This window comes from Paenibacillus sp. HWE-109, from assembly GCF_022163125.1.
Lineage (GTDB): Bacteria > Bacillota > Bacilli > Paenibacillales > NBRC-103111 > Paenibacillus_E.
Genome location: NZ_CP091881.1, coordinates 79,769 through 104,933, shown reverse-complemented (window position 1 = coordinate 104,933; position 25,165 = coordinate 79,769). Strand labels below are relative to the sequence as shown.

General features: G+C 48.3%; 24 protein-coding genes and 1 other annotated feature. Of the genes, 10 read left to right on the top strand and 14 right to left on the bottom strand.

The window, feature by feature from the left end; translation table 11 throughout:
• Positions 1-39 precede the first annotated feature (39 nt).
• The 3 genes from sigJ to LOZ80_RS00485 all read right to left on the bottom strand — a co-directional run bounded on the left by sigJ (position 40) and on the right by LOZ80_RS00485 (position 2,511).
• Entirely contained in the window at positions 40-900 is an 861-nt protein-coding gene (gene sigJ, locus LOZ80_RS00495) for an RNA polymerase sigma factor SigJ (RefSeq protein ID WP_238169603.1), read from the bottom strand.
• Positions 901-954: 54 nt separating this feature from the next.
• Positions 955-2,139: an NAD(P)/FAD-dependent oxidoreductase gene (locus tag LOZ80_RS00490; RefSeq protein WP_238169602.1), complete on the bottom strand. Its 1,185-nt coding sequence runs from the start codon at positions 2,137-2,139 to the stop codon at positions 955-957.
• 138 nt (positions 2,140-2,277) lie between these two features.
• Positions 2,278-2,511, bottom strand: coding sequence for an alpha/beta-type small acid-soluble spore protein (locus LOZ80_RS00485; RefSeq protein WP_079409854.1), 234 nt, complete (start codon positions 2,509-2,511; stop codon positions 2,278-2,280).
• A 153-nt stretch (positions 2,512-2,664) separates the two neighbouring features.
• Here LOZ80_RS00485 and LOZ80_RS00480 point away from each other — a divergent pair, with 153 nt between their 5' ends.
• Positions 2,665-2,847, top strand: a complete 183-nt coding sequence (locus tag LOZ80_RS00480) for a DUF5325 family protein (protein ID WP_189011538.1) — start codon at positions 2,665-2,667, stop codon at positions 2,845-2,847.
• A gap of 70 nt (positions 2,848-2,917) precedes the next feature.
• On the opposite strand, the gene trpS is transcribed toward LOZ80_RS00480, so the two are convergent.
• On the bottom strand, positions 2,918-3,898 hold the full coding sequence (gene trpS / locus LOZ80_RS00475) for a tryptophan--tRNA ligase (protein ID WP_238169601.1): 981 nt from the start codon (positions 3,896-3,898) through the stop codon (positions 2,918-2,920).
• 45 nt (positions 3,899-3,943) lie between these two features.
• Positions 3,944-4,212 (bottom strand) — a binding site (T-box leader).
• Between the two features lie 158 nt (positions 4,213-4,370).
• Here trpS and LOZ80_RS00470 point away from each other — a divergent pair.
• Positions 4,371-5,636 carry a permease gene (locus LOZ80_RS00470; RefSeq protein ID WP_238173239.1) on the top strand — a complete coding sequence of 422 codons (1,266 nt, stop codon included), beginning with the start codon at positions 4,371-4,373 and terminating at the stop codon, positions 5,634-5,636.
• 697 nt (positions 5,637-6,333) lie between these two features.
• On the opposite strand, the gene ilvD is transcribed toward LOZ80_RS00470, so the two are convergent.
• The 6 genes from ilvD to LOZ80_RS00440 form a co-directional block, all read right to left on the bottom strand.
• Positions 6,334-8,019: a dihydroxy-acid dehydratase gene (gene ilvD / locus LOZ80_RS00465; protein WP_238169600.1), complete on the bottom strand. Its 1,686-nt coding sequence runs from the start codon at positions 8,017-8,019 to the stop codon at positions 6,334-6,336.
• A 123-nt stretch (positions 8,020-8,142) separates the two neighbouring features.
• On the bottom strand, positions 8,143-9,129 hold the full coding sequence (locus tag LOZ80_RS00460) for an ABC transporter permease (RefSeq protein ID WP_238169599.1): 987 nt from the start codon (positions 9,127-9,129) through the stop codon (positions 8,143-8,145).
• Position 9,130: 1 nt separating this feature from the next.
• The gene (locus tag LOZ80_RS00455; RefSeq protein WP_238169598.1) at positions 9,131-10,642 is read right to left on the bottom strand and encodes a sugar ABC transporter ATP-binding protein; all 1,512 of its coding nucleotides are present in this window, start codon (positions 10,640-10,642) and stop codon (positions 9,131-9,133) included.
• A 69-nt stretch (positions 10,643-10,711) separates the two neighbouring features.
• Positions 10,712-11,809 (bottom strand): sugar ABC transporter substrate-binding protein, encoded by a 1,098-nt coding sequence (locus LOZ80_RS00450; RefSeq protein ID WP_238169597.1) that lies wholly within the window; start codon positions 11,807-11,809, stop codon positions 10,712-10,714.
• Between the two features lie 164 nt (positions 11,810-11,973).
• A complete protein-coding gene (gene rnhA, locus LOZ80_RS00445) occupies positions 11,974-12,621 on the bottom strand; it encodes a ribonuclease H (RefSeq protein ID WP_238169596.1) in 648 nt (215 codons plus the stop codon).
• A complete protein-coding gene (locus LOZ80_RS00440) occupies positions 12,608-13,120 on the bottom strand; it encodes a hypothetical protein (RefSeq protein WP_238169595.1) in 513 nt (170 codons plus the stop codon). Before LOZ80_RS00440 ends, rnhA begins: the two co-directional genes overlap by 14 nt.
• 162 nt (positions 13,121-13,282) lie before the next feature.
• On the opposite strand from LOZ80_RS00440, the gene LOZ80_RS00435 reads away from it, so the two are divergent.
• Positions 13,283-13,522 (top strand): alpha/beta-type small acid-soluble spore protein, encoded by a 240-nt coding sequence (locus tag LOZ80_RS00435; RefSeq protein ID WP_079409863.1) that lies wholly within the window; start codon positions 13,283-13,285, stop codon positions 13,520-13,522.
• A gap of 80 nt (positions 13,523-13,602) precedes the next feature.
• On the opposite strand, the gene LOZ80_RS00430 is transcribed toward LOZ80_RS00435, so the two are convergent.
• Positions 13,603-13,971, bottom strand: coding sequence for an O-methyltransferase (locus LOZ80_RS00430; protein WP_238169594.1), 369 nt, complete (start codon positions 13,969-13,971; stop codon positions 13,603-13,605).
• 292 nt (positions 13,972-14,263) lie between these two features.
• Here LOZ80_RS00430 and LOZ80_RS00425 point away from each other — a divergent pair, with 292 nt between their 5' ends.
• A complete protein-coding gene (locus LOZ80_RS00425) occupies positions 14,264-15,514 on the top strand; it encodes a methyl-accepting chemotaxis protein (RefSeq protein WP_337951044.1) in 1,251 nt (416 codons plus the stop codon).
• A 53-nt stretch (positions 15,515-15,567) separates the two neighbouring features.
• Here LOZ80_RS00425 and LOZ80_RS00420 read toward each other — a convergent pair whose 3' ends face one another.
• The gene (locus LOZ80_RS00420) at positions 15,568-17,373 is read right to left on the bottom strand and encodes a M3 family oligoendopeptidase (protein WP_238173238.1); all 1,806 of its coding nucleotides are present in this window, start codon (positions 17,371-17,373) and stop codon (positions 15,568-15,570) included.
• A 157-nt stretch (positions 17,374-17,530) separates the two neighbouring features.
• Between LOZ80_RS00420 and LOZ80_RS00415 the strand changes: the two genes are divergently transcribed.
• From LOZ80_RS00415 to LOZ80_RS00405, 3 genes are read left to right on the top strand one after another with little or no spacing between them, the layout of a single operon-like run.
• On the top strand, positions 17,531-17,695 hold the full coding sequence (locus LOZ80_RS00415; protein WP_238169592.1) for a YycC family protein: 165 nt from the start codon (positions 17,531-17,533) through the stop codon (positions 17,693-17,695).
• A 3-nt stretch (positions 17,696-17,698) separates the two neighbouring features.
• Positions 17,699-17,941: a hypothetical protein gene (locus tag LOZ80_RS00410; RefSeq protein WP_189011562.1), complete on the top strand. Its 243-nt coding sequence runs from the start codon at positions 17,699-17,701 to the stop codon at positions 17,939-17,941.
• Positions 17,942-17,972: 31 nt separating this feature from the next.
• Positions 17,973-19,094 carry a GGDEF domain-containing protein gene (locus tag LOZ80_RS00405; protein WP_238169591.1) on the top strand — a complete coding sequence of 374 codons (1,122 nt, stop codon included), beginning with the start codon at positions 17,973-17,975 and terminating at the stop codon, positions 19,092-19,094.
• 66 nt (positions 19,095-19,160) lie between these two features.
• Here the strand turns inward: LOZ80_RS00405 and LOZ80_RS00400 are convergent, their stop codons facing one another.
• Together LOZ80_RS00400 and LOZ80_RS00395 are read right to left on the bottom strand one after the other, a co-directional pair.
• The gene (locus LOZ80_RS00400; RefSeq protein ID WP_238169590.1) at positions 19,161-19,865 is read right to left on the bottom strand and encodes a DUF2225 domain-containing protein; all 705 of its coding nucleotides are present in this window, start codon (positions 19,863-19,865) and stop codon (positions 19,161-19,163) included.
• Between the two features lie 42 nt (positions 19,866-19,907).
• Positions 19,908-20,300, bottom strand: coding sequence for a globin domain-containing protein (locus LOZ80_RS00395; protein ID WP_238169589.1), 393 nt, complete (start codon positions 20,298-20,300; stop codon positions 19,908-19,910).
• Between the two features lie 311 nt (positions 20,301-20,611).
• Between LOZ80_RS00395 and ylbJ the strand changes: the two genes are divergently transcribed.
• From ylbJ to LOZ80_RS00380, 3 genes are all read left to right on the top strand, one after another.
• Positions 20,612-21,817 (top strand): sporulation integral membrane protein YlbJ, encoded by a 1,206-nt coding sequence (ylbJ, locus tag LOZ80_RS00390; protein WP_238173237.1) that lies wholly within the window; start codon positions 20,612-20,614, stop codon positions 21,815-21,817.
• 1 nt (position 21,818) lies between these two features.
• Positions 21,819-24,419 carry an alpha-glucan family phosphorylase gene (gene glgP / locus LOZ80_RS00385; protein WP_238169588.1) on the top strand — a complete coding sequence of 867 codons (2,601 nt, stop codon included), beginning with the start codon at positions 21,819-21,821 and terminating at the stop codon, positions 24,417-24,419.
• Positions 24,420-24,519: 100 nt separating this feature from the next.
• The gene (locus LOZ80_RS00380; RefSeq protein ID WP_238169587.1) at positions 24,520-25,164 is read left to right on the top strand and encodes a flagellar brake protein; all 645 of its coding nucleotides are present in this window, start codon (positions 24,520-24,522) and stop codon (positions 25,162-25,164) included.
• The last annotated feature ends 1 nt before the right edge of the window (position 25,165 follow it).

The following is a 25,165-nucleotide window of genomic DNA, read 5'->3' as shown; positions in this document are numbered from 1 at the left end:
CAAAAGAAGCAGCAGGCCATCAGGTCTGTTGCTTCTTTGTTAGTGTAACAACCTCAATTTATCTGGATTCCGGATGAGATACACATGACGAATCCGCTCCCGTTCTACATGAAGCAGAATAATTGAGTCGATACCTGCCCCGGTGCGAATCAGCAGTGCAGCCTGCCCGTTCACTTCCTTAAACTCCGCTTGAATAGCTTCAGCACTTTGCGCGAACTTGTTCTTGATCCCAATAAGAAAACGTGCAACACGAATACTCGTTTCTACCGGTTGAATGGCTGCTGTCACTTTACCGCCTCCATCCGAGAACAACACAACATCCTCAGAGAGCAGAGATACCAATGTATCCAGATTGCCCTGCTCAAGGGCTGACATGAAGCGGCCGACCCATTCTCCTGCGTCAGCCTTCCCTGAGACTGTTTCTTCCTCGCTAATCCCCATCTTCGCTCTGGCGCGGCTCATTAGTTTACGACAGTTCGTTTCGCTGAGATCGAGGAGACCCGCTATGGTCGGGTAATCGAACATAAGTGCTTCTCGCAGTACAAAGACAGCTCTCTCCCGAGGCGACAAACGTTCCAGCATCACTAACATCGCGTAAGACAACAAATCGTTGCGCACAACAGATTCCAATGCGTCTTCTCCTGATGTAAGGATCGGCTCCGGCAGCCAAGGTCCAACGTAATGACGCCGCTGACGTTTGACTGATCGGAGTTGATCCAGACTGCGATTGGTTACCATACGGCAGAGATAAGCCTTGGGATGCTCAACCGTTTCCAGTTGGACATCATAAGCTTTCACGAACACATCCTGAACAGCATCCTCCGCGTCTGCCGATGAACCCAAAAGCTGATAAGCAAGTGTAAATAACAGAGGTTTATATTGCGCATAAAAAGTATCCATGATCGAGTCCTTTCATCAAATCGAGCACTAGGCATGCCAGCTCAGCCTACCTAACTATTGTAACAAACTCGCTTGATCCCAGGTGAACTTTCGCACTTTCCAACCAAGTTTGCCCGTAATCATGAGATCCAAGCCCCATTTGCGGGTCCACACCATGCCATGCCCAGGGCCTAAGCCAATACAGAAAAAATCCATGAACGAAGCATGCTCAGGCGCTCGCGTCCCTTCGATGTCAGCGCTAATGACCTTAGCCAAGCGCGCAGCCTGCGCGGTCGCTTCCTTGCAAGTCAACCGATCCGCTTGCCCTGTCGCAGGATCGATGATTTGAGCGCAGTCGCCAATAGCGTAAATGCCGGCTGTTCCCTGAACCCGATAGCATGCATCCACGATCAATTGCCCCTCCTTGGTAGTGGCTAAGCCTAGCGTGCGCAGAATTGGATTCGGCAGCAAACCAAGCGTCCAAATGGATAGACCTACAGCAAGCTGCTCCCCATTCGAGAGAGTTAACCTGCCGTCCTTCTCGTACAGCGCTTTGAAGCCGTGCCGCACGATTACACCAGCATTCGTGAGTATGTGTTCAATCTTCCGCCCTACCTTAGCAGGTCCCTCTTGAAAAAGCCGCTCTTGCGCATTCAAAAGATACACTTTCACCGCCGACGGGTCCAGCCCCTGTTCCTTTGCCTCTTGCTTCATCGTGTACACCAATTCGGCAGCAGCCTCTATTCCGCTTATCCCTGCACCTGCTACAGCTACGCTGAGATGGCGTTCACGTTCTTTCTTATTCTGACAATGAATGGCTTTCTGCAAATTCGATCTCCACTGGGCCCGAATCTGTTCCGCTGTCTGCAGATTCGTCAACGCAATCCCTCCCAGATCAGGATCTGTCTGCCGAACTATGCTGCCAACCGTAATAACGAGCTGATCATAAGCCTGCGAACACGCGATACCTTTCGCACTGGTGTAATGGAGCTGCTTGCTCTCGCTATCCACCTTCATTACCGTCCCTTGAATGAATTCAACCCCTTCCGGAAATAAATCCGCCAAAGGAATCGTAATATTTTCGCCTCCAGCAGCCGGTTTGAATAACAGTACTTTACGAAGGTGATAGGATTCTTTATCGATTAAAAGAATACGGAGTTTCCTACCGGTTGGTTTCCCTTGAAATCCTTTGAGCAATGCTTTAATCGTATGAATGCCAGCATAGCCGCCACCTACAACAACACACGTTTGTTCACGCATATAATCAGCTCCTTAATTACGATTTACCCATGTAACGACAGAGCTGCCTGTTTTGTGACACATAAAAAACCCAGAGGATTGCTCCTCTAGGTTTTATTTCACCATATTCGGTAAAAGCTATGAACGAAATCAGGTTGCCTAGCTGCGGAAGCCGGATTGACCTGCTAGCGTTTGTTCGGCGATTTGTACCAACCGGCGAGTAATGTGTCCACCGATTGCTCCGGTGTCACGAGTTGCCATATAGCCATAGTAACCGTCTTGAGGAATTTGGATGCCCAGTTCTTGAGCCACCTCATACTTTAATTGATCTAAAGCTTGGTTGGCTTGTGGAACTACCAGCGTATTGCTGTTGCGAGATTGTCCTGTACCCATAAGGATCAGACTCCTTTCAGTCAGCTATGATCTTTGATGTATTTGCAAGCTTGCAAAGATAGTATGTGGAGAAAATGAACTTATATGCATAGCGCTGAAAAAAGTTTAGAATAAGAAGATATGTTTCAATCTTCTAGAAAGTAGGTCACATACATGAGCAAACCTCTCGCGCTTCTGTTCGCTGTAGTCGGCACGCTTCTGCTCGCCGGTATCAGCTTATTTATCGCCCTTCGCCAGCCTTGGCTGGTGCTTCTCTGCTGCATCGTCTCCTTGGGATTCATCGGATACGGCTTTGCTGTTAAAGCCAAAATTCGCAAAAGAAATAGCCGGCCTTAAACGCAGAAAACCCTTCACCCCATAATCGGAGTGGAGGGTTTTTCGTCACTTCTAAGTTCAGCAGCCTAATCTAAACGACAAATCCCATCCGCTTCTTCACTTCAAGCAGCGTTTGATCAGCCACTTCAGCTGCTTCCCGGGCGCCTTTTTTCAAAATATCAAAAATCTCACCCGACTTGCGGATTTCATGATAACGCTGCTGAATCGGCTCTAGGACGGCTACTACTTGCTCCGCCAAATCCTTTTTGAAAGGGCCATAACCTTGGCCGTCGTACTTAGCCTCAATCTCAGCTACACTCATATCTGCAAAGTGGGAATAGATCGAGATCAAATTACTAACCTCAGGCTTGTTCTGAGGATCATATTTCACCTCGCGCCCGGAATCCGTTACCGCACGGCTAAGCTTCTTGCGAATGACAGATGGCTCGTCAAGCATTCCAATGAAGCTGCCTGCATTCGGACTGCTTTTGCTCATCTTCTTGGACGCGTCGTCCAAGGACATGATTCTCGCGCCAATCTCCGGCGTATACGGCTGCGGCATCACGAACATTTCACCAAAACGATGATTGAAACGGTTCGCCAAATCACGCGTCAGCTCCAGATGCTGCTTTTGATCGTCGCCGACTGGGATCAGGTCAGCATTGTACAGAAGAATGTCGGCAGCCATCAAAGAAGGATAAGTGAACAAACCTGCGCCGACGGATTCTTTGCCTTCGGACTTATCCTTGAACTGCGTCATGCGCTCCAGCTCACCCATATTCGTTAAAGTCGTCATAATCCAGCCAAGTTCCGCATGCGCATGGACGTGCGATTGCAGGAAAATGGACGCCTTATTCGGGTCAAGCCCTGCTGCAATATACAGCGCAGCAGCGGATTCCGTCTGCTCCTTCAAAGCGGCAGGATCCTGCGGAACCGTAATCGCATGCATATCCACCACCATAAAATAGCAGCGGTGCAAATGCTGCAGCTTAACATAATTGCGAAGTGCGCCAATATAATTACCAATCGTCAGCTGACCGCTGGATTGCATGCCGGATAAAACTCGTTTCATCTGAAAACCCTCCTCATTTTGGAAAACGCAAAAAGGCCTCTCCCCGCAAGGGACGAGAGACCGTGGTACCACCCTAATTTGTCTGTGAACATAGCAACGTTCTGAGACCTTCAGGCTCTGATAACGGAGAGCTACCGTTTGGCATACTTAGTCAGTTGCAGATCGTTCACCGGCCTAGGTTCCGGCAACCTGCATACTGTGTTCAGCCTCAAGCTCAAGGATCCATTCGATTTGCGCGTTCCACCGGTTCACACCAACCACCGGCTCTCTGAGAAACGGGAGACAAATTTACTTGTTCCTATCATCGCTTATTGATTTTCTATTATTATACACCTTGACTTCCTAATGTCAACCAAGGACATTGTCCTATCTGGCACAACCTGTACATAGGATAGATCATACAATCTATGGACAAAGGGGTGTCGACGAATTGTCATCAACTCTATATCGATGGAGCTTACCGATCTCCACGATGATATGCGCACTGCTGCTCTTCCTAATCATCACAACAAGAGAGCTGCCGCCAATGGGCTTGGTCATGCTTCAAGGAAAGCAGGTTTTCACAGCGTTTCTGGACATTTTTCTGGATGCTTTACCGTTCATGATTCTGGGTGTCTTGTTATCCACCGTCGTCGAAAACTTCATCCCGGAAGGCTTCATCCGCAAAATGACCCCCAGACATCCCATCGGAGGCATCCTATTTGCCTGTGTGCTAGGGATCATGTTCCCACTTTGCGAATGCGGTATGATTCCGTTCGTGCGTCGTCTGATGCAAAAAGGAATGCCCGTCTACATCGCCGTCATCTTCATCTTGGTCGGGCCGATCCTCAATCCGATCGTCTTTGCCTCGACATTCATGGCCTTCCGCGGTGATCCAGCTATGGCTTACTCGCGCATGGGACTTACCTTTGGCGTCGCACTGGTCGTTGGACTCTTCCTGACACGCTTCCTGAGGAGCAATCCGCTTCGCCACCCTATCCAAATCCAATCGAATGTTGGTGATGCTCATGGGCACACGCATGTGCATAAGCGTGATGATGGCCACCGTGACCATGACCGGGATCATTTGCATCATGGCCACGACCACGATCACCAACATCTGCATCATGGCCACCACCTTGACCACGGCCACGATCGCCAACATCAGCATCACGGCCATCACCATGACCATGACCATGATCGCCAACATCTGCATCACGGCCATCACCTTGACCATGACCACGATCGCCAACATCTGCATCACGGCCATCACCTTGACCATGACAAACTTCAACACCACAACCAGGTCCGCGACCATCACGACCATCACGGTCACGCACACGCGCACGGCGGTCGAGCCATGACAATGCTCAGCCACGGTACGACGGAATTGCTCGAAATGAGCAAATACTTGATGCTCGGCGCGTTCCTAACCGCTTTGATTCAGACCTTCGTAGCGCAGGACAGCCTATCGAGCATCGGCCAAGGAGCTTTCATCTCTCACGTCTTCATGATGGGCTTCGCCTACATGCTTTCACTCTGCTCCACGACTGACGCCTTCGTGGCTGTCTCCTTTGCCAAGACATTCTCTCCAGGCTCCCTGCTCGCCTTCCTGGTCTTCGGCCCCATGATTGACGTTAAAAGCACCTTGATGCTGTTATCCATCTTTAAAGCGCGTTTCGTTCTCACCCTATCCATACTCGTTGCCGTTACCGTCTTGACGGGATCCTTGCTATTCATGCATTTCTCTTTGACCTAATCAGGCAAAAGCCAATCAACTAAAATACCGTAACCTCCTGCGAAAAGGAACTACAATCCTCTATTTGTCTCAAAAGACGATATTTGCAGTTGAAAGGGAAGTAGGATCCCTTATTTCACCTCTACAGGTGGAAAATCCATCAATTTAGACAAATTAGCGTACCCTAGTTCCGCCTGACTAGCCAAATGCCTAATTATACTAGAAATAAGGGAACATAGTTCCCTTTCATGGGTCAATGTTAGTTGAGGCAGTTGGGGCAGTTTTGGACGTCAGTTTGTTGAGGCAGTTGGGGCAGTCCGGGAGGGCAGCTAGTTGAGGCAGTTAGGGGAGATTGGGACGTCAGCTAGTTGAGGCAGTCCGGGCAGTTTAGTACGTCAGTTTGTTGAGGCAGTTGGGGCAGTTTAAGACGTCAGCTAGTTGAGGCAGTCGGGGCAGTTTAGTACGTCAGCTAGTTGAGGCAGTCGGGGCAGTTTAGGACATCAGTTAGTTGAGGCAGTTGGGGCAGTCCGGGAGCGCAGCTAGTTGAGACAGTTAGGGAAGATTGGGACGTCAGCTAGATGAGGCAGTTGGGGCAGTCCGAGAGGTCGGGGATCGAGGCTCCCTCCATCCTCACCAAGCAAGAGGCGAGCCTTGCCCCCTCAAACCTAAAAAAAGGAGCTCGCAACCATCGCGAGACTCCTTTTTTTCGATCCAATGATTAAATTTTCAAGATAGCGCCTGCGCTAGCATTCGTTACCATTTTAGTGTAACGCGCCAAATATCCGGTTTGGATCTTCGGTTCGAAATCTTTCCAACCTTCACGACGCTTCGCAAACTCTTCATCGCTGATTTGCAGCTCGATTTTGCGTCCATCCATGTCCACATCAATGATGTCGCCATCTTGTACGAAAGCCAGAGGTCCACCCTCAGCCGCTTCCGGTGACATATGCCCGATGGAGATACCGCGGGATGCGCCGGAGAAACGTCCGTCTGTGATCAAAGCGACTTTCGCGCCTAGACCCATACCGACGATTTGGGACGTTGGAGCCAACATTTCCGGCATACCAGGTCCACCCTTAGGGCCTTCGTAGCGGATAACGACAACGTGGCCTTCTTTGACTTTACCGTTCGCAATTCCGTACAACGCTTCGTCTTGGGAGTTGAAGCAGATCGCAGGACCTACGTGACGTCCGCCAACGGATTTATCCACGGCGCCAACTTTAACGATACTGCCTTCTGGAGCCAGGTTGCCGAAAAGAACAGCCAAACCACCGCGCTCGCTATGCGGGTTCGTCAAAGGACGGATAACGTCCGTATTCTGAATTTCGCATCCAGCGACATTCTCACGCAGTGTTTGCGCCGTTACGGACAAGCAATCACCGTTGAAAGCGCCTGGTTTCTTCAATAATTCATTGATAACCGCGCTCACACCGCCTGCCAAATGCACGTCTTCGATATGGTAATCGGAAGCCGGAGCAATTTTCGCAAGATGAGGCACGCGTTCTGCTACTTCGTTAATACGAGAAATAGGATAGTCCACGCCAGCTTCGTGTGCAATAGCAAGCGTATGAAGAACCGTGTTCGTGGAACCGCCCATCGCCATGTCCAAAGCGAACGCATTGTCGATCGCATCAATCGTAACGATATCACGAGGCTTGATGTCTTTCTCGATCAGCACCATCAATTGCTTCGCACAGTCTTTAACGAATTGCTTGCGCTCTTCAGCAACAGCAAGAATCGTACCGTTACCTGGCATCGCCAGTCCAAGACCTTCAGCCAAACAGTTCATGGAGTTTGCTGTGAACATACCGGAACAAGATCCGCAAGTCGGACAGCCGTATTGTTCAAGCTCTTCCAAACCAGCCTCATCCAATTTCCCCGCTTGGAAAGCTCCAACGCCTTCGAATACGGAGGAAAGGGAAATCGATTTACCGTTTTTATCTTTACCGGCTTTCATCGGTCCACCGCTGACTAACATCGTTGGGATGTTGACGCGAAGAGCCCCCATGATCATACCCGGTGTAATTTTATCACAGTTAGGAATACAAATAAGTCCATCGAACCAGTGGGCATTTACGACCGTTTCCAGAGAATCGGCAATAATTTCACGGCTTGGCAAGGAATAACGCATACCAATGTGACCCATGGCAATTCCGTCATCTACCCCGATAGTATTGAATTCGAAAGGCACGCCGCCAGCTTCACGGATCGCTTCTTTCACAATTTTGCCGAACTCTTGCAAGTGAACATGTCCTGGAATAATGTCTATATAAGAGTTGCAAACGGCAATAAACGGCTTGCCGAAATCTTCCTCTTTAACGCCGGCTGCACGCAGCAAACTGCGATGCGGAGCGCGGTCGAATCCTTTTTTAATCATGTCGCTGCGCTGTTTTGGATGAGCCATACTCAATTCCTCCTAGAATTCTTTTCGTTTGAGACAACAATGAATCTATCATACCACACTTTTCGGCAAAATTCTGCCTTTAGTGTGTTGACGCGTCAATGTGTTAGGAATTGATAGAAAACCCTAAGCTTTTTTGCGGTTCAAATGGACAAAAGTAATGGCCAAAGCGAGCACCAGGACGCCGCCTTTGACAATATCGAAGCCAAAATAAGGAACATTCAGCATCGTCAAACCATTGAGCAGGATACCAATCAGAACAGCTCCGAAAAACGTCCCGATCACATTCGGCTTCCCGGCGCCAAGCACCGAATACCCGACGAACACGGAGGCAACAGCTTCCATCAAGAGCGGCGCCCCCGCGTCAATCTGTCCGGAACCTACCCGAGAAGCATATAGAATGCCTCCGAATGCAGCAAATATACCGGATAATACGTAAGCGGCCAGACGAATTTTGTTCACGGAAATCCCAGACAAGCGAGCCGCTTCACGATTGCCGCCTGTCATGTACAGTTGTCTGCCCCAACGCGTATAGGTCAGGAAAATATGTACAGCGATAACTGCTACGAGCATAAGAAGAACCGGCACTGGCACGCCAAGAAACTTGCCTTGTCCGATCCAGAGAAACTCAGGCGTGAATTTCCCTTTGGCCACCGTTCCATCTTGGAATCTCATATTGTTATAGATGGAGAAGCCTTTGGTGTAAGTTTTTTGGACACCGCCGATGATGTACATAACAGCTAGCGTTGCCAGCAGATCCGGTATCCGGATCTTGACGATCAACAGTGCATTCAAAAGTCCAATCACAGCCCCAATGATCAGAGGAACGATAATAACGATAATCAAAGGCTGTTGGTACCACACCATCAAAGCCGCCGCACCCACTGTTGACAAGGAAACCGTCGAGCCCACGGACAAATCAAAGCCGTCTACAATCTGCGATAACGTAACCCCAATGGCGACGAACATAACAATCGAAATCGACCGCAAAATGTCAGCGATATTGTCATAGGTCATAAAATTTTCATTAATAATGGAAAAAACGACGATGACCAAAGCAATAATGAACAACGCACCGTATTTAAAGGAAAAATCCAAGCTTTTTTCTTTCATGTTATTCGGCCTCCCCCGCACTTGCATACGTTAAAATGAGATCCTGCGTCGCTTCCTCGCGGGAGAGCTCTTTCACGACAGAACCATAGCTCATCACTAAAATGCGATCAGCAATTCCTATAATTTCATTGAGTTCACACGACAAGTAAATAATACCTTTGCCTTCTGCAGCCAGTTGTCCGATGAGTCGGAAAATATCGCTTTTGGCGCCTACATCAACGCCTTTGGTCGGCTCATCGAACATATAGACATCCGCATTCGTCGGCAGCCATTTGCCTACCGCGACCTTCTGCTGGTTGCCTCCGCTGAGATGCTTAACGACGCGATTCGGATCGCCCGGCTGCACGCCGAGCTGCGACACCATCTTAGTCGCGTGCTCACTTTCCTCTCGCTGCCGCACGAAGCCCAGCGAGCTCAGCTTGCGCAGGATGGGAAGCGACAGATTGCGCTTCACGGTCTCCTCCACGAGGACGCCCTGCTTGCGGCGCTCCTCGGGCACGAGCGCGATGCCGGCGCGCACGGCATCGTCCGGCTGGCGCAGCGTGAGCTTGCGGCCGCTGAGCCACACCTCGCCGCCATCCGCGGCGTCGGCGCCAAAGATCAGTCGGCTCAGCTCCGTCTTGCCGGCGCCGACCAACCCCACGACGCCGAGGATTTCACCTCGGCGGAGGGCAAAACTAACGCCGCGCACCTTCGTGCCGCGGCGCAGGCCCTTCACCTCGAGGAGCGTTTCGCCAATGGGCACATTGGCTTTGGGAAACTCCTCGGTGAAGGTCTTGCCCAGCATCGCCTCAATAACTCCGGCGATGTCCATCGAAGCGGCCGCCTGCGTGAGCACCTGGCGGCCGTCGCGCATGATCGTGATCCGGTCCGACACGCGGAACACTTCTTGCAAGCGGTGGGAGATGAAGATAATCCCCACCCCCTCTTGCTTGAGGCTGTCCATAATCTGAAACAGCCGCTCCGATTCCTCCAGACTGAGTGGGGCCGTCGGCTCATCGAAGATCATGACCTTCGCCTTGTGCGCCATCGCTCTGGCAATCAAAACAAGCTGCTTCTGCGAAATGCTCAGCTCGTCCACCTTGCGACGCACAGAGAACGTCGCCCCAATCTTGGCAAGGATCGCTTCCGCTTCGCTATGAAGCTTGCGCCAACTGATCCAGGCTCCCCCTTGAACCATCCGATCCATCATCACATTCTCAGTAACCGTAAGTTCAGGAACTAGTGCTGTATCTACTTCCTGGTAGACGCAATAGACGCCATGAGCCATAGCTTCCTTAGGTGTTTGAATCGATTGTGCCTTACCGCTTATCGCAATCTGACCGAACTCGCAGGTATAAGCACCGGACAAGACTTTCATCAATGTGCTTTTCCCGGCGCCATTCGCACCCAGCAAGGCATGAATTTCACCCGCATGCAGGTCAAAATCAACCTCCTGCAGCGCCTTCACACCCGCAAATGATTTGGAGATGCCACTCATCTGTAATAAAGCTGCACGATCCTTCACCGACATCCGCCTTCACCTCTTTCGGCAATCTGAAAGTCCCATCGCAGATTAGGCGATGGGACCCCAGGGTTCCTCTTATTTTTTTTCTGCTGCTTTCAACCAATCCGTGTAGCCTTGTTGGCTTCCGCCCCAGCCTTTTACGAATTCGCCTAATTGCGTTGTATTCACTTGCTTGTCCTTAGGAAGTTGGTCTCTGGAAACGTACACGGGATCCAAAACGACTTTATCAGGCGTTTGATCGCCATGCAGCTTTTGGTACAGGTAACGCACTTGAACGCGTCCGATATCTTTGGGATCAACAGCAGCAGACGCTACCCATGGGCTTTTTGGATCTTGCAGAAGCTGCAAGTCTTCATCGCTCAAGTCGATGCCGTATACTTTAATCTCTGTACGGCCAGCTTGTTGAATTGCTCGGGATGCTCCTTTGGCGAACTCGTCCCAAGCTGCCCATACCGCTGTGATGTCGCCTTTGTTCGGGTATTTCTTCAAAATAGCTTCCATTTGCGTTTGTGTATCCAACGCAGGATCTTTGGCTGTACCGAAAGCCGCTACTTCTTTGATATCCGGATATTTCTTCTGGAAAGCTTGGTAAGCTTCTTGTCTGCGCTCCATAGGAGCGAAGCCTGCTACCCATACTTTAACGATATTCCCTTTGCCGCCAGCGTCTTTAGCCAATTGCTCCAACGTGGTTTCAGCCATCTTTTTGTCGCCTTGCTCCAGGGAAGTTACGCCTGGAACCGTCAGGATGGAGTCGAAGCTGACAACCGGGATTTTCTTCTCCAGCGCTTTCTTCACACCCGCTTCAAGCGCTTCAGCCGTACCATGGTCGATCAAGATGCCATCGAACTTCTGGTTAATTGCTGCATCCAGATTGGAAGCCATTTTGGCAAGATCCGTGTCCGCAACGAACACCGTTACTTTACCGCCAAGCTTCTCAACTTGCTCTTTCACACCTTCCACATATTGAGAAGAAAAAGTGCCTGTATTAAATTGCATGATAAGTGCAATTTTCTTTCCGCTTAAATCAGCAGCAGCCTTCGCAGTTTCTGTCGCTTTCGCGCTTGCCGCTGGCGTTGCTGTAGCACTGCTGCTCTCTTTTTGTCCGCAGGCTGCAAGCAGACTTCCAAATACCGCCAAAATAACAAACAAACTAATCAATCTTGTTCTTTTCATGATTACCCTCCCGATCCATGCTCATCTCTATGTCCCACCTAATCTATCGGATTAATATACCGAGTTGATTAGTAGGAATTAACTTATATTAGCATCGGAAGGATATCTCGTCAATAGTTTTGGAGAGAACTTTGCTATTTTCCACGCTATTTTTCGACATTCTTCTACTTACGTCCGAAGTCAGCCTTAATTTCTCCCCATTTCTTCGTATCCCATTTCACAATTTTATTGGTATAACGGTTGCTGTGCAGCCATTTCAAAGCACGATCAACAAGCGTCCAAATCTCTTCCGTGGATGAATCTCTAACCAAGTTCGTAGATACTTCTTTCTTCCGAATCCAGCTCAAAGCTGTCACCGAGTCCGTGTAAATCGTTTTATCACTTCCTTGCTTCTGCAAATAAGCTAACCCATGGACGATCGCCAAAAACTCGCCTAAATTATTCGTCCCTTTGGAAATAGGGCCTTGATAGAAAATGATTTCACCCGTTCTCGTATCAACCCCTTTGTACTCCACAATGCCTGGATTTCCGGAGCAGCCTACATCGACGGAAATACTGTCATAATCAACTTCCGGCGCAGTTTCAGGCGTTGCGGACTTACTGGCAGAAGTCCCTGCGCTGCTTCCTTTGCCGGAGAAATTCAGCGACTTTTGCCAGCCTTTTTCCAAAGCTTGACGGGCTTCCGCCTCCGATTCATAGGATTTAAATCTCGCCTGCGGATACCCTTTCGTCTGTGCCTGACAATCCGCCCAACTTTTATAAATACCTGGTTTATGTCCTACCCAAACCACATAAAATTTAACTGCCGCCATCTGATTCACTCCGTACTTGTTGATGTAATTGATCCACTAACCCTTCCACAACTTTTACCGTATCCGCCAAAAAGGGTCTGTAATCCAGGCCTTGAATAAATTGAAGATACGTTTCTCCAACAGCGAGCACTTGCTTCGTATAATCCTTGCTCGAAATTCGGTGTGTTTCGAGCTCGCGGTAGGTGCCGTTCGTGCGTTCTTCAACCTCAATAAGTTCAACTTGCGCGTCTGCCAAATGATGCACAACAAACGAAAACCCTCTGCATTCGGGATCTCCGCAGCCGCACACAAAGAACGGCATCCGTTCCCATTGATCGGGAGGAGCAAACCGATTCGGAGCTGTGTCGTGCAGTGCGCTGTATAGGAAAGCCGGAAGCCCAACATCCACACAAAGCGGCTCTTCTACAAGAACACTGTCATCCACCGCCATTAGGACATCCGCCTGAATAATTTGCAAATCCTTATCGTGGGACCAGCCCTTTATAGAAACATCAAACATGATCCTCGCCCCCCATCTCTTCCAAGTACTCACTTTTCCTATTATAGCAAAGACTGCCTCTGTGTGCTTTCGGCATTCAATTGCATGGTGAAAATTTCCAATTATTTCGTGAGTATATTTTTGAAAAACGATTATACTACCTATTACTGGAGGTGATATCAGATGGCATCAGGACAATCTCGCAGCAGCAACTCCCTCGTTGTTCCTCAAGCTTCACAAGCTTTGGATCAATTGAAATATGAAGTTGCTCAAGAACTAGGTATCCAAATTCCTCAAGACGGCTACTATGGGTACATGACTTCCCGTGACACAGGTTCCATTGGCGGAAGCATTACTCGTCGCCTCGTTCAAATTGCTGAACAGCAACTTGCAGGCGGTAGCGCTAATCGTTTCAGCAGATAACAGATCTTCCTATACTTACACAAAACAGCCCTAGTCATTCAAGTGACTAGGGCTGCTGTTTGCAATATGAGATATAAGTGCTAAATCGTTCTTGCCATGTTAGCCATGTTGTAATTGCTCTCAAACATAATACTTGCCGACACCATATTCTGTCTAATCGTAAAATCAAACAAAATTTCACCATGGGTCCAGCTTTTCTTCCGTTTCAAAGATTCAATCGCCATTTTGCGAAAAGATTGATACTGCAATTCCGTCAAACCTTTCATCGGAGTTGTTGGCAGTTCACCGTCTTTGCTCTCGAACGGCAGATGTTTGATACCAAACTTTCCAATTTCATTGTTGCGAATATGTACGAATACAGTCCCCGAGTTGACATGTGACAATTCCTCTTTAATCTGCCTAAATACCAAATCAATCTGCCTCGCTAATGGGATATGCTGCAAATTCATCACTTTCCTCCTTAAATTATTATTTTTTACTAATTGTGTAAATTCTATGACTGTAGACCTATTATATCCATTCAAATTGTACTTTTCAACAGATATTTTCCCAATTTTCAGCCAATTCCGTCTATTTTTTAGGTTATTTTTTTATAAATCCCAAATTTACCCTATAAATCAGACGATTATTGTCGAAATCATGTAGAATGTTTCCAAATTCAGTGTTATAATTTTCAAACATAACCCGCATTTTCCTGCATAAATAAACAAATTTCGCGAGGAGTCGGTCAGATTGGATAAAATGTCAACCCTATCGTTTAGAAAGAAGCTGCAGCTAGGTTGCTATGCACTGATTGGATTAAACTGTGTTTTCATGCTGATTCTAACGTTTGCAACGGATTGGAACCGCTTACTAGGAATTATTTTCCTGATTGTGCTTCTTGCATTAAGCTATCCTTTCATCAGATGGTTCGAGAACCAGCTAACAGAGCCTGTAGCCGATCTTTCCCGCATTGCACTTAATATTTCCAAAGGCGACTTCTCTCAAAAAGTGACCATCACCTCCGACGATACACTCGGACAATTGGGCCAATCCTTCAACAAAATGATTGATAAGCTCCGCGATATTCTGAGGGATACAGGTTCTATTTCGAAGCAAGTCTTTCAAACCAGCCGCGATATTTATGTGAAAAATGAGAACTTTCGCACGGTCCTAGAGCAAGTAAGCATTTCGGCCCATGAACTTGCCTCTGGTGCCGGACAAATTTCCGAGGAAGTATCTGGCGTTTCCATTACTTCCAAGGACATTGAAGTGCGCATCGTCAACTATGCAAGTTCCGCCAAGGAAATGAAAGAGCGTTCAGATCAAATGATGACACTGGTTGATAAAGGCCGCACATCTGTGGAAAGCCAAGGCGTTGGCATGAAGCGAAATGTAGAAGTCACACAGCAAGTGTCTGATACAATCGACATGCTCGCCAAGCAAGCAGCAGGCATCTCGACGGTAACCCGATCTATTTCTGAAATTGCCGAGCAAACGAATCTGTTGTCGCTCAATGCTTCCATTGAAGCGGCAAGAGCGGGCGAACACGGCCGCGGCTTTGCGGTGGTTGCTCAGGAAGTTCGCAAGCTCGCTGAGGAATCAACCTCCCTCACCCGTGAGGTATTCGGATTCGTCAAAAGCATTGAGCAAGGAATCCAAGAAGCGATTCGCAGCATTCAAGTCAATGAGGATGTTGTTAAGAAACAGACGGTTTTGATCGATCAAACCGAAATTGTTTTTGCAGAAATCGTTGGCAGCGTAGGCTTTATTTCTGAAGAGATCACCCGCTTCGCAGAAGAGAGCGAGCAAATGTTAGCCAGCTCCGGACAAATCGCATCGGCAATGGAGAATATTTCCGCGATTACCGAGGAATCAGCAGCAGGCACACAGGAAGTATCGGCCTCCATGAATGAGCAAATTGCCACGGTACAAGGCATCGTCTCCCAGGCTGAAGAAATGACCCGCGTCGTCACGCAACTGCAGCAAACGATTCAAGTTTTCAAACTATAAACCGTCTCCTCCAAACCAAAAAGGCTTTCCCTCACTGCGAGGGAAAGCCTTTTTTAGCCGTTGATTTTCGATTCGGTCAATGCCATGAACTGTTTCACATCTTGCGCTGCCATATCGACTGCGCTCTGCCAGAAATCAGGCTCCGTCAAATCAACGCCAAGATGTTTGTGCGCCAACTCTTCCACGTTCATGCTGCCTGTATCTCGAAGCAAAGAAATGTACTTGTCTTCAAAAGCTGCGCCTTCCTGAGCCGCTCTAGCATAAATTCCCGCGCTGAACATGTATCCAAACGTGTAAGGGAAATTATAGAAAGGGACATCCGTCGCATAGAAATGCAGCTTAGCCGCCCAGAAATGGGGATGATAGCTGCTTAAAGCATCTTTGTAAGCCAGCTTCTGAGCATCCACCATCAATTCATTCAATCGCTCTACACTTACAAGGCCTTGACTGCGTTCTGCGTAGAAATTCGTTTCGAATATGAATCTGGCGTGAATGTTCATGAAGAAGGCAATCGCACGCTGGATCTTATCTTCGAGCAGAATAATTCGCTCCTCATCTGTCGATGCGCTTTTTACTACTGCGTCCGCGACAATCATCTCAGCAAAAGTGGAAGCGGTCTCTGCCACATTCATCGCGTACTCCTGCGCCAGAGCTGGCATATCCGTCATAACATGCTGATGGTAGCCATGACCAAGCTCATGGGCGAGCGTAGAGACGTTGTTTAAAGTTCCGCCATACGTCATGAATATGCGGGTCTCTCCCGCTACAGGGAAGGACGTACAAAAGCCTCCAGGGCGTTTGCCTGCGCGATCTTCCGCTTCAATCCAGCGCTGCTCGAATGCAGCTGTGGAGAAAGCCGCAAGCTTAGGGCTGAAGCGCTCGAATTGTTCGATAATGAGACTTGCGCCCTCATCGTACGAAATCTTCTTGGAGGAATCCCCAAGCGGCGCATCCACATCGACCCAAGCTAACTTCTCAACCCCAAGCAGCTTCGCTTTGCGGTTCAAATAATCAACGAAAATCCCCTTGTTGCGGTCAATAACTTCCCACATCACATTCAACGTTTTCTCTTTCATCCGATTGATCGCAAGCGGTTCTTTATGTATGCTTTTCCAGCCTCTGTATTTATACACTTGCAGACGGAACCCGGCCAGATGATTGAGTGCTTCTGCGCAATAATCTTCTTTATCTGTCCACGCTTTTTCCCATTTTTCAAATAAAGCAAGGCGTTCTTCGCGGTTCTCTGTATGCAGCTTGTTGAACGCTTGACCGGCAGACAGCTCTACCTGTTCACCTTCTACTTCAACCGGCATGCGAAATTGACCAACGGTCGAATTATACAAATCTCCCCACCCATGATAGCCGTCTACGGCCAAATCATTGATTAGAGCCTCTTGCTCGGGCGGCAGCTTTTCTTGCGCTAGAGCACGACGCTCTTCCAGTGAAAAGGCAATAGCTGCAAATGGCTCTTGCCTAAGAATTTCTGACCATACCTCATCCGGAATTCCTGTCAGCACTTGGTCGAAGCGCGTAAGAGATGACAAATGCTCGGCAAACAAGCTTTTCACTTGACCGCTGAGCACTGGGGCCTTCTTGTCTTTCTGGTTATCAGCCAGCAAACAACCAACGAAGGAATCGGCCTCCAGAATATGTGTCAAATTATGCTGCAACAAGTCAACTAATTTCGCTAACGAATCTGAATCTGCTGCCTTCTGCGGGGAAGGTGTAGCCAATACTTGCTCTTGAAAAGAAGCGATGGAGGCTTGCAGCTCTTTCAAATGAGCTGCGAATGCGGGAGACTCGCTCCCACCTGGGAAAAAGCTTTCTAAATCCCATGTTTGATTAAGCGGTACATGCAGCAAAGTGATCACCTTTCCTTTCCTCTTTTATTAAATCATAAACGATATGCGATCGGCAACGATCGTAATCTTCCTCATTGCTTCTAGATAAAAAGTATGATTCAATAAAGTAAGTTCCTTCCACATAAATAGGAACAGAATGGTGTGAATGACAAGTATGAAACCGTTACAAATTTCGCCTGAAACAGCCGTGAAACTGGCTGAGCAACTGAAAGTACCTCTAGAACATCTCATGCATATGCCACAACATATTTTACTTCAAAAATTAGCAGAGCTCGCGAAATCTTCCACAACGGAAACCAGCGATCCAGAATCGAAGTAAGCTTTGATTCCATTTGCTAATACTTGGCCCTATGACATTATCATGAAGGACATTTATGTGGCCGAATGTCCTTTTTGCCAAAGCCCTAATGTGCTGCTGCCGCTGAAACTCCACGAACTGAAGTCCATTCACGAAGGCAAGAAAAAGCTGCTTGTGTTCCCTTGTTGTCATAGTAAACTGACGCTCGTTGATACAGACCGCGATTATTTATTGGCGGATACCGCCGTTCGGAATCATCAATCGTAGCTTTCAAGCGCAAGGAGTAAACAGATCCCGTATGAATGAGTACCTTGTTCCTTTGACAAGCGCATGTACTTTAGTCACACTTAATTACATTGCCATGAAAGTGCGCAGCAGGATGCTTTTCGAGTCCTATGAGCAATTCCTTGCCCCCTTGCTCACAGGTCTCGCTTGCATTATTATGATGCTCGAACCTTTGCCAGAGGCGCTTGGGCTCATCGATTTACGCTCCTTGCCAATCTTCATGGCGGGGCTGCGCTATGGGCTGCCGGTTGCCTTGTTGTCCACGGTTTTGCCTTCTGGTTTTAGTCTCATTTCGCACGAAGACCATGCCTGGTTCATCATCGCTCAAGACCTGCTTGCTCCCGCGTTAATCAGTTCATTATTTCATAATAAAGAATACCGCAGCGGCTTCCTGGACATTCCTATCCGCCATGCACTCCAGATCTGCTCCTACGTTTTTCTCCTTAGACTTGTCATTTATGGATTCCTTGCGAGCAAGTTAACATGGCTTTATGCCATTGATCAGTTATTTATGCTAGCTATTATGTCAGCCGCCTTCATCGTCATCACCGTCATGGTGAATGACGAGAACAAGAGCTGGCGTCTGCAGCGCCAGTTGGAACTGCAGGCGAATCAGGATAGTTTAACGAAGCTGCCCAACTTGCGCAGCTTTATGCCGATCGCTGCGAATGCGCTTCACAAACGAAGAATATCTATTATGATGATTGATTTGGATAATTTCAAACAATACAATGATCAATTCGGCCATCTGGAGGGAGATCAACTGCTGAGAGACGTCAGTAGTGTTCTTAGGCAGCATATTGATGAACAGGATTACATTGCCCGGTATGGCGGAGAAGAGTTCATCCTGCTCAGCACCGAAACCGATCCACAGCGGCTTCAAGCTTACGGAGAGCGGTTATGTTCTGTTGTGATTGAAGCGTTCCTCCATAAACACCAGCATGATTTAACATCGATCACTGTATCCATCGGCATTTCAACGGCTGATTCGCTTGAGGTCGATCTGAAACGAGTCATCTTCGAAGCGGATCAAGCTCTATATGAGTCCAAGCATTGCGGGAAGAATCGTTCAACGCTCTACGCCGATATGCAAACAGCAAGCGCATCTATAGCCAATCACAAAAAGAACGCTTAAACCTTTCAAGGGATTTACCTTTTCCCAAGAATAGTTAAGCGTTCATTTTAATTTAAAGGGCGTACATTATGTAGCTTGTTTCATCTCTTCAGGGAGCTCCATACGAATGGCAAGCATGTCCTCACGGGCTATGACCCATTGTTCACGGCTTGCTCTAATCATGGCGGCATCCATGATTTTGCGATCATTGATGATGCGCGAGAACCATTTCACAGCTTCATGGAAGCGCCCTAATCTGCGATTCAACTCACCCATTAAATACATGAGTCTGGCATTATTCAGATCCATTCCTTCCGTCTCAAACACACTGACATAGGCGTCCAAGGCAAAAGCCAGAAACCGCTTCTCTTGCTCCCAATCTCCAGACGCGCGGTACAACCATGCCAAGTGATGAAGGAGTCCGGCAATGACACGCGCTTTCTCATCTTTGATCTGCGCACTGAGGAGAGCAAGCTTGTAGCTCTGCAAAGCATCTTCTCTCGTTCTTTCTCCGCAATAATCGCGCATCGTCCATTTCTGCGAAACTTCGGTGTAGAACGCTTTCTTTTGATCCGGCTTCCATTTATCCGAAAAATTCTCCGAATGCGCATAACCACAAAACGGACAGATCCTCACTACATAATAGTCGGGGTTGATGTCTTTATAATGAACACAGAAATCCGCATCCGTTTTACTCGCTTTTTTGAAGCTGGGGCGAACCTTCATCGTCTTGAAGGCATTATCGCAAAATGTGCACTTGACTGTAATTTCATATAAAGGTTCAACCATCATGCAACCCCGCCTTTTTTCAAAAAATGGTATAGGATCTAAGAACTATTCTTCTTCACTTGTATTAATAAAATGATAGGCAGAACCTTTGAGCCGTTCTAACAAAAAATCCCGCAAATCCGGAGGTAGTCCTACCTCTGCCAACGCTTCAGCCATACAGCCTAACCAAGCATCTGCTCGCTCCTTGGTAATAGGAAAAGCCATATGTCTGGCTCTCATCATCGGGTGTCCATGGGCATCCGAATACAAGGTTGGGCCACCGAAAAACTGGCTTAGAAATAAGTATTGCTTTTCAATTACGGGCTCTATATCGGAAGGGAACAGAGGCGCTAGCAATGGATGCTGCTGCACTTTCGGATAAAAGGCATCAACAATTCGCTGAACGGTTTCTGCGCCCCCCATCAATTCGTATAACGTGCTGCGTTCACGATCTGACATGTGAAAGACCTCTCTACTCTTGGTTCTTAATAGTTTTCTAAATCCTCATCCCCTGCATGCATAAGTGTTTCCCGAATGACAAACACAAACATACAAACGAACAAACCGGCAATGATACCTGTCATTAGAATCACTCCCACTGCCTAGGATATAAGACTTTGACTAGTTCTATTTTACCATAAAATCATGCCATGCACAGTACCAAAGTCCAAGTTTTTTGGGACGGCATGTATGTCCCATTCCCTTCATATAGTTGAAGAGAAGGAGGTGTCCTATCCGTGCAGAAACGAAACTTCACTGCTGCGCTGCTGATGGCCTTTGTGGTGATTGCCATTATTCTATGCTTATTTGCGTTCCCTCATGACGGCCTTCGAGCCGCATTGCGCGGCGTTTCCATTTGGTGGGATGTGCTTTTTCCCGCACTGTTCCCGTTCTTCGTCATATCGGAAATTATGCTCGGCTTCGGTATCGTCCATTTCTTCGGGACACTGCTCGACCCGATGATGCGCCCTGTCTTTCGCATTCCCGGCATCGGCGGGTTCGTCATGGCGATGGGTTTCGCAGCCGGCTATCCTGTTGCCGCCAAATTAACATCCCAACTGTGGGAGCAGAAGTTGGTGAACCGCGAGGAAGGCGAGCGGCTTGTAGCCTTCACCACAAGCTCCGATCCCATTTTCTTGATCGGGGCCGTTTCTATCGGCTTTTTTCACGATGCCTCGTTAGCCATGATACTCGCTGTGGCTCACTACGGAGGCTCCCTGTTGATTGGTCTCATGATGCGCTTCCACGGCCGCAAGAGTCTGCCCACGCCACAGAAAAGCAAGAGCGGCGGCTGGATCTGGAAAAGAGCCTTCGATGCCATGCATACTGCGCGGATTCAGGATGGCAGGTCGCTCGGAACGCTGCTCAGCCAATCCATTATACATTCCTTTAACCTTATTTTTGTAGTAGGCGGTCTTGTCGTCTTCTTCTCCGTCGTTTTGGAAGTGCTAACCTCAGCTCACGTAATGAATATGATGTATGTTCTCATCTCATCCGTTCTACAGCTTACTGGACTGCCCAGCGAATTATCGCAAGCTGTCATGAATGGTTTGTTTGAGGTGACGCTAGGGGCCAAAGCTGCAGGTAACGCCCCGGATGCGCTGGCGCTTTCCAGCAAAGTCGCCATCGGCGCTTTCATATTGTCCTGGGGGGGCATGTCTGTTCACGCTCAAATCGTAAGCCTGCTGAGTCATACGAACTTGCGCTACTTGCCATTCTTCGTTGCTCGGCTTATTCATGCCTTGCTCTCCGCTGCTATTGTGCTCGTCATTTGGGAGCCTATGCAGGCGTTCCGCGATGCCAAAGCGGCCTTTTTCCCGCAGTATGAACCTTCATCTCCGGTTCTCAGTTATTTAAAGCTCATGCTGCCAGTCAGCGTATCGGTCACCTTAGGCGCTTTTACAGTCATCGCAGGGCTCTTCGCTGCATATTCCTTACTTAAACTCGTGTATGAAAAGGTTGGTGGAACAAGATAATATGGGTAATCACGATCACGCTAATAAAGGGAGAGAACCTCAGGATATGCAAGCAGCCTTCCAGCAAACAGTGAAACATTTGCCTCCGACCATTGAACGATTAAGCGAGTTGGCCGCCAATTTATGGTTTAGTTGGAACCATGAAGCCTTGCAGCTTTTTGCCCAAATCGATCCTGCCAAATGGGCCGCGTCCGGCCATAATCCCGTTCGTTTACTGCATGACTTGGAAGACACCCAACTTGCAGCCCTAAGTACGAATACGGATTTTATAGCAAGCTATCATCAAGTTATTAGCGCCTTTGATTCTTATTTAAACGGCACGACCTGGTTTCAAACGACATATGCCGATCGTGGCTATGTGCAAATTGCCTACTTCTCCGCAGAATTCGGCTTCCATGAATCACTGCCTATTTATTCGGGCGGCCTAGGTATCTTGGCAGGCGATCATACGAAATCAGCCAGTGACCTCGGCATCCCCTTAATCGGAGTAGGCCTCCTGTATAAGAAGGGCTATTTCACTCAAAAAATCGATGCCTCCGGCGGCCAGCAAAGCGAATTATATCCGTATGACTTCGCCAAACTGCCGATTGAGCCTGTGGTCCACAATGATCAACAGCTTACCGTGTCGATTGATATGCCCGGGCGCACCATCACCCTGCAGGTGTGGCAAGTTCGCGTTGGACGTAATCCCATCTATCTGCTTGATGCGGATCACGAAGCGAACCAGCCGGCGGACAAAGAATTGACCGCTCAGCTGTACGGGGGCAATCAAGATACACGGATTGCCCAGGAAATTGTCCTTGGCATCGGAGGCGTCAAAGCGCTTCGCGCACTGGGTGTTTACCCCAACGTGTACCATATTAACGAAGGCCACGCAGCTTTTCTCACGCTGGAGCGACTGAAAGAGCTGCTGCATCTGGGTCTTCCGTTTCACGTAGCGGTCGAAACGGTTCGTTCTGCAACGGTTTTCACAACCCATACGCCTGTACCAGCAGGCCATGATACGTTCTCGATCGAGATGGTGGAGCATTATCTCGGCCCTTTGCTGCAAGAGCTTTCGCGCCATAAGCAAGAGATCGTTGCTCTTGGTCTGGACCATCATTCGGGTCAATTCAATATGACTCATCTAGCCATGAATACAGCCGGCATGCGCAACGGCGTCAGCAAGCTTCACGGGCAGGTATCCCGTGAAATGTTCAAAGAATTTCACGGCCATATCGATGCCAGTGAAGTCCCGATCGGCTCCATCACCAACGGCGTTCACCTGGATACATGGACAGCCCCGCACTGGAAAGAGCTGTTCGATCGTTTCCTCCCTGGGACTTGGCGCGAGGAACAAGCCAACCAGCATCAATGGCAGCAGGTTGAGGTCATTCCCGATGAGTCTATCTGGAAGGTCCACCAGCAGTTGAAAGACGATTTGGTGCGTTTCGCTCGTCAGAATTTACTGGAACAACGCAGGCGCAACGGCGAATCTGAAGAGCGGATTCAGGAGGTCAGGCAGTACTTGAACCCCAAGGCACTGACTATTGGATTCGCCAGACGATTCGCCACCTACAAGCGGGCGAATCTGATTTTCAATGACTTGTACCGGCTTAAGAAGCTGATTAATGACCCGGAAAGACCGGTCCAATTTATATTTGCCGGCAAGGCTCATCCCGCCGATTACCCCGGCCAGGAACTAATCCGTGAGATTTATCGTGTTTCTCAGATGAAAGAATTCGCCGGCAAAATCGTCATGCTTGAGAATTACGATATGAATATGGCTCGCTATCTCGTCCAAGGCGTAGACGTTTGGCTGAATAATCCCCGCAGACCGCTCGAAGCCAGCGGTACCAGCGGTCAGAAGGCCGCGATGAATGGCGTGCTTAATTTTAGTGTACTTGATGGTTGGTGGGAGGAAGGCTACAACGGGACCAATGGTTGGGCCATTGGGTCAACAGGAGCCGCGGATTGGGCCACACAAGAGAAAGAAAACACACACGCCATCTATCACATTTTAGAGAAGGAGATCATTCCACTCTATTACAATCAAGGCGCGCTTCCTCATCAATGGATCAGTCGTATGAAACGCTCGATTCAATCGTTGAGTCCCACCTACAACACACATCGTATGGTGCAGGATTACACGGAAAAAGCTTATCTTCCCACAGCCGAAAGAGCCCGACTTTTCGTCGCGAACCAGTATGATGTGGCCACCAAAGTCGCTGACTACAAGCAGTTCATCCGCAATAACTGGTATCACGTCAAAATTATTGGGATTGATGATCGCTCAGCGAAATTATCCACAGAGGTACCGCTTCATGAAATAAAACCATCCATGAAGGACGTCACAGCCCAAATCCACTTCGGCCCTATTTGGCCGCAAGATACCGCGGTAGAAGTCATCTATTATGAAGAACACGGCGACTCTTGGGAGCAAAAAATTATTTCTATGGAACCTACTGGTGAGCTTATTGAACAACAGCAAAGCTTCAAAGGCACGATTCCTAGTCATTTAGTGCATGGCCCGCATTTTTCGATTCGTGTTCGACCCATTTCCGCAAACTTCGCCCATTCTTTTGAGCTTTCGCTCGTCACAAGCACCTTATCTTGGCAATAAATCCCGATTTTCCGACATAAAGCCCCGTTTGGGGCTTTTCTTATTTTCTTTTATAAATTATTATGAAAAGGGAATGCAAATCTAACCAATTGGTGATGCTATGGATTGGACTAAGAATACAGACTGTCAATTGATCGTTGTAGGAGAATCCAAAGATGGACAACCCTTCTGTTACGAAGAAAAATTCACGATCGATAAAATTGGTGAAGATTCGTTCACTGTTTTTTTAGAACTATCCGTGTTCTTTCCATTTGACAAACTTGAACACGTTTCATTCATTGAATTTTCTTTCCGAGAACGTGGAATTTTATATTACACGTATGTCGATTTACTCCAGCTTGAGGTAAAAAAGTCGATTTGCTACCTCACATTATCCATTCCCGAGGAAATTCATCAGCATCAGAATAGACAGTATAACCGAGTTAAACTCTCCCTTCGCACACCGATTACACTCCAAATTGTCGGCATTCGCGGCCTATCTGCACGCAAGGGCGTCGCCTTCACCGGACAGCTGCTTGATATTAGCGCGGGTGGTCTTTCTTTTGTCACGACAAATCGGCTATTTTACCCTTTATTCTTAGAATTCAGCTTCATCTTGCCCGGGTTTCCACATCCCATTACCGCTTATGGTGAGATTGTCAGAGTGTCGAACTTCAGCAATGACTCCTATCGTGTCGCGACAGAGTTCCGTCATACACCTGATTCCATTCTGCAAGAAATTGATAAATACTGTTCGTTGGATTAGG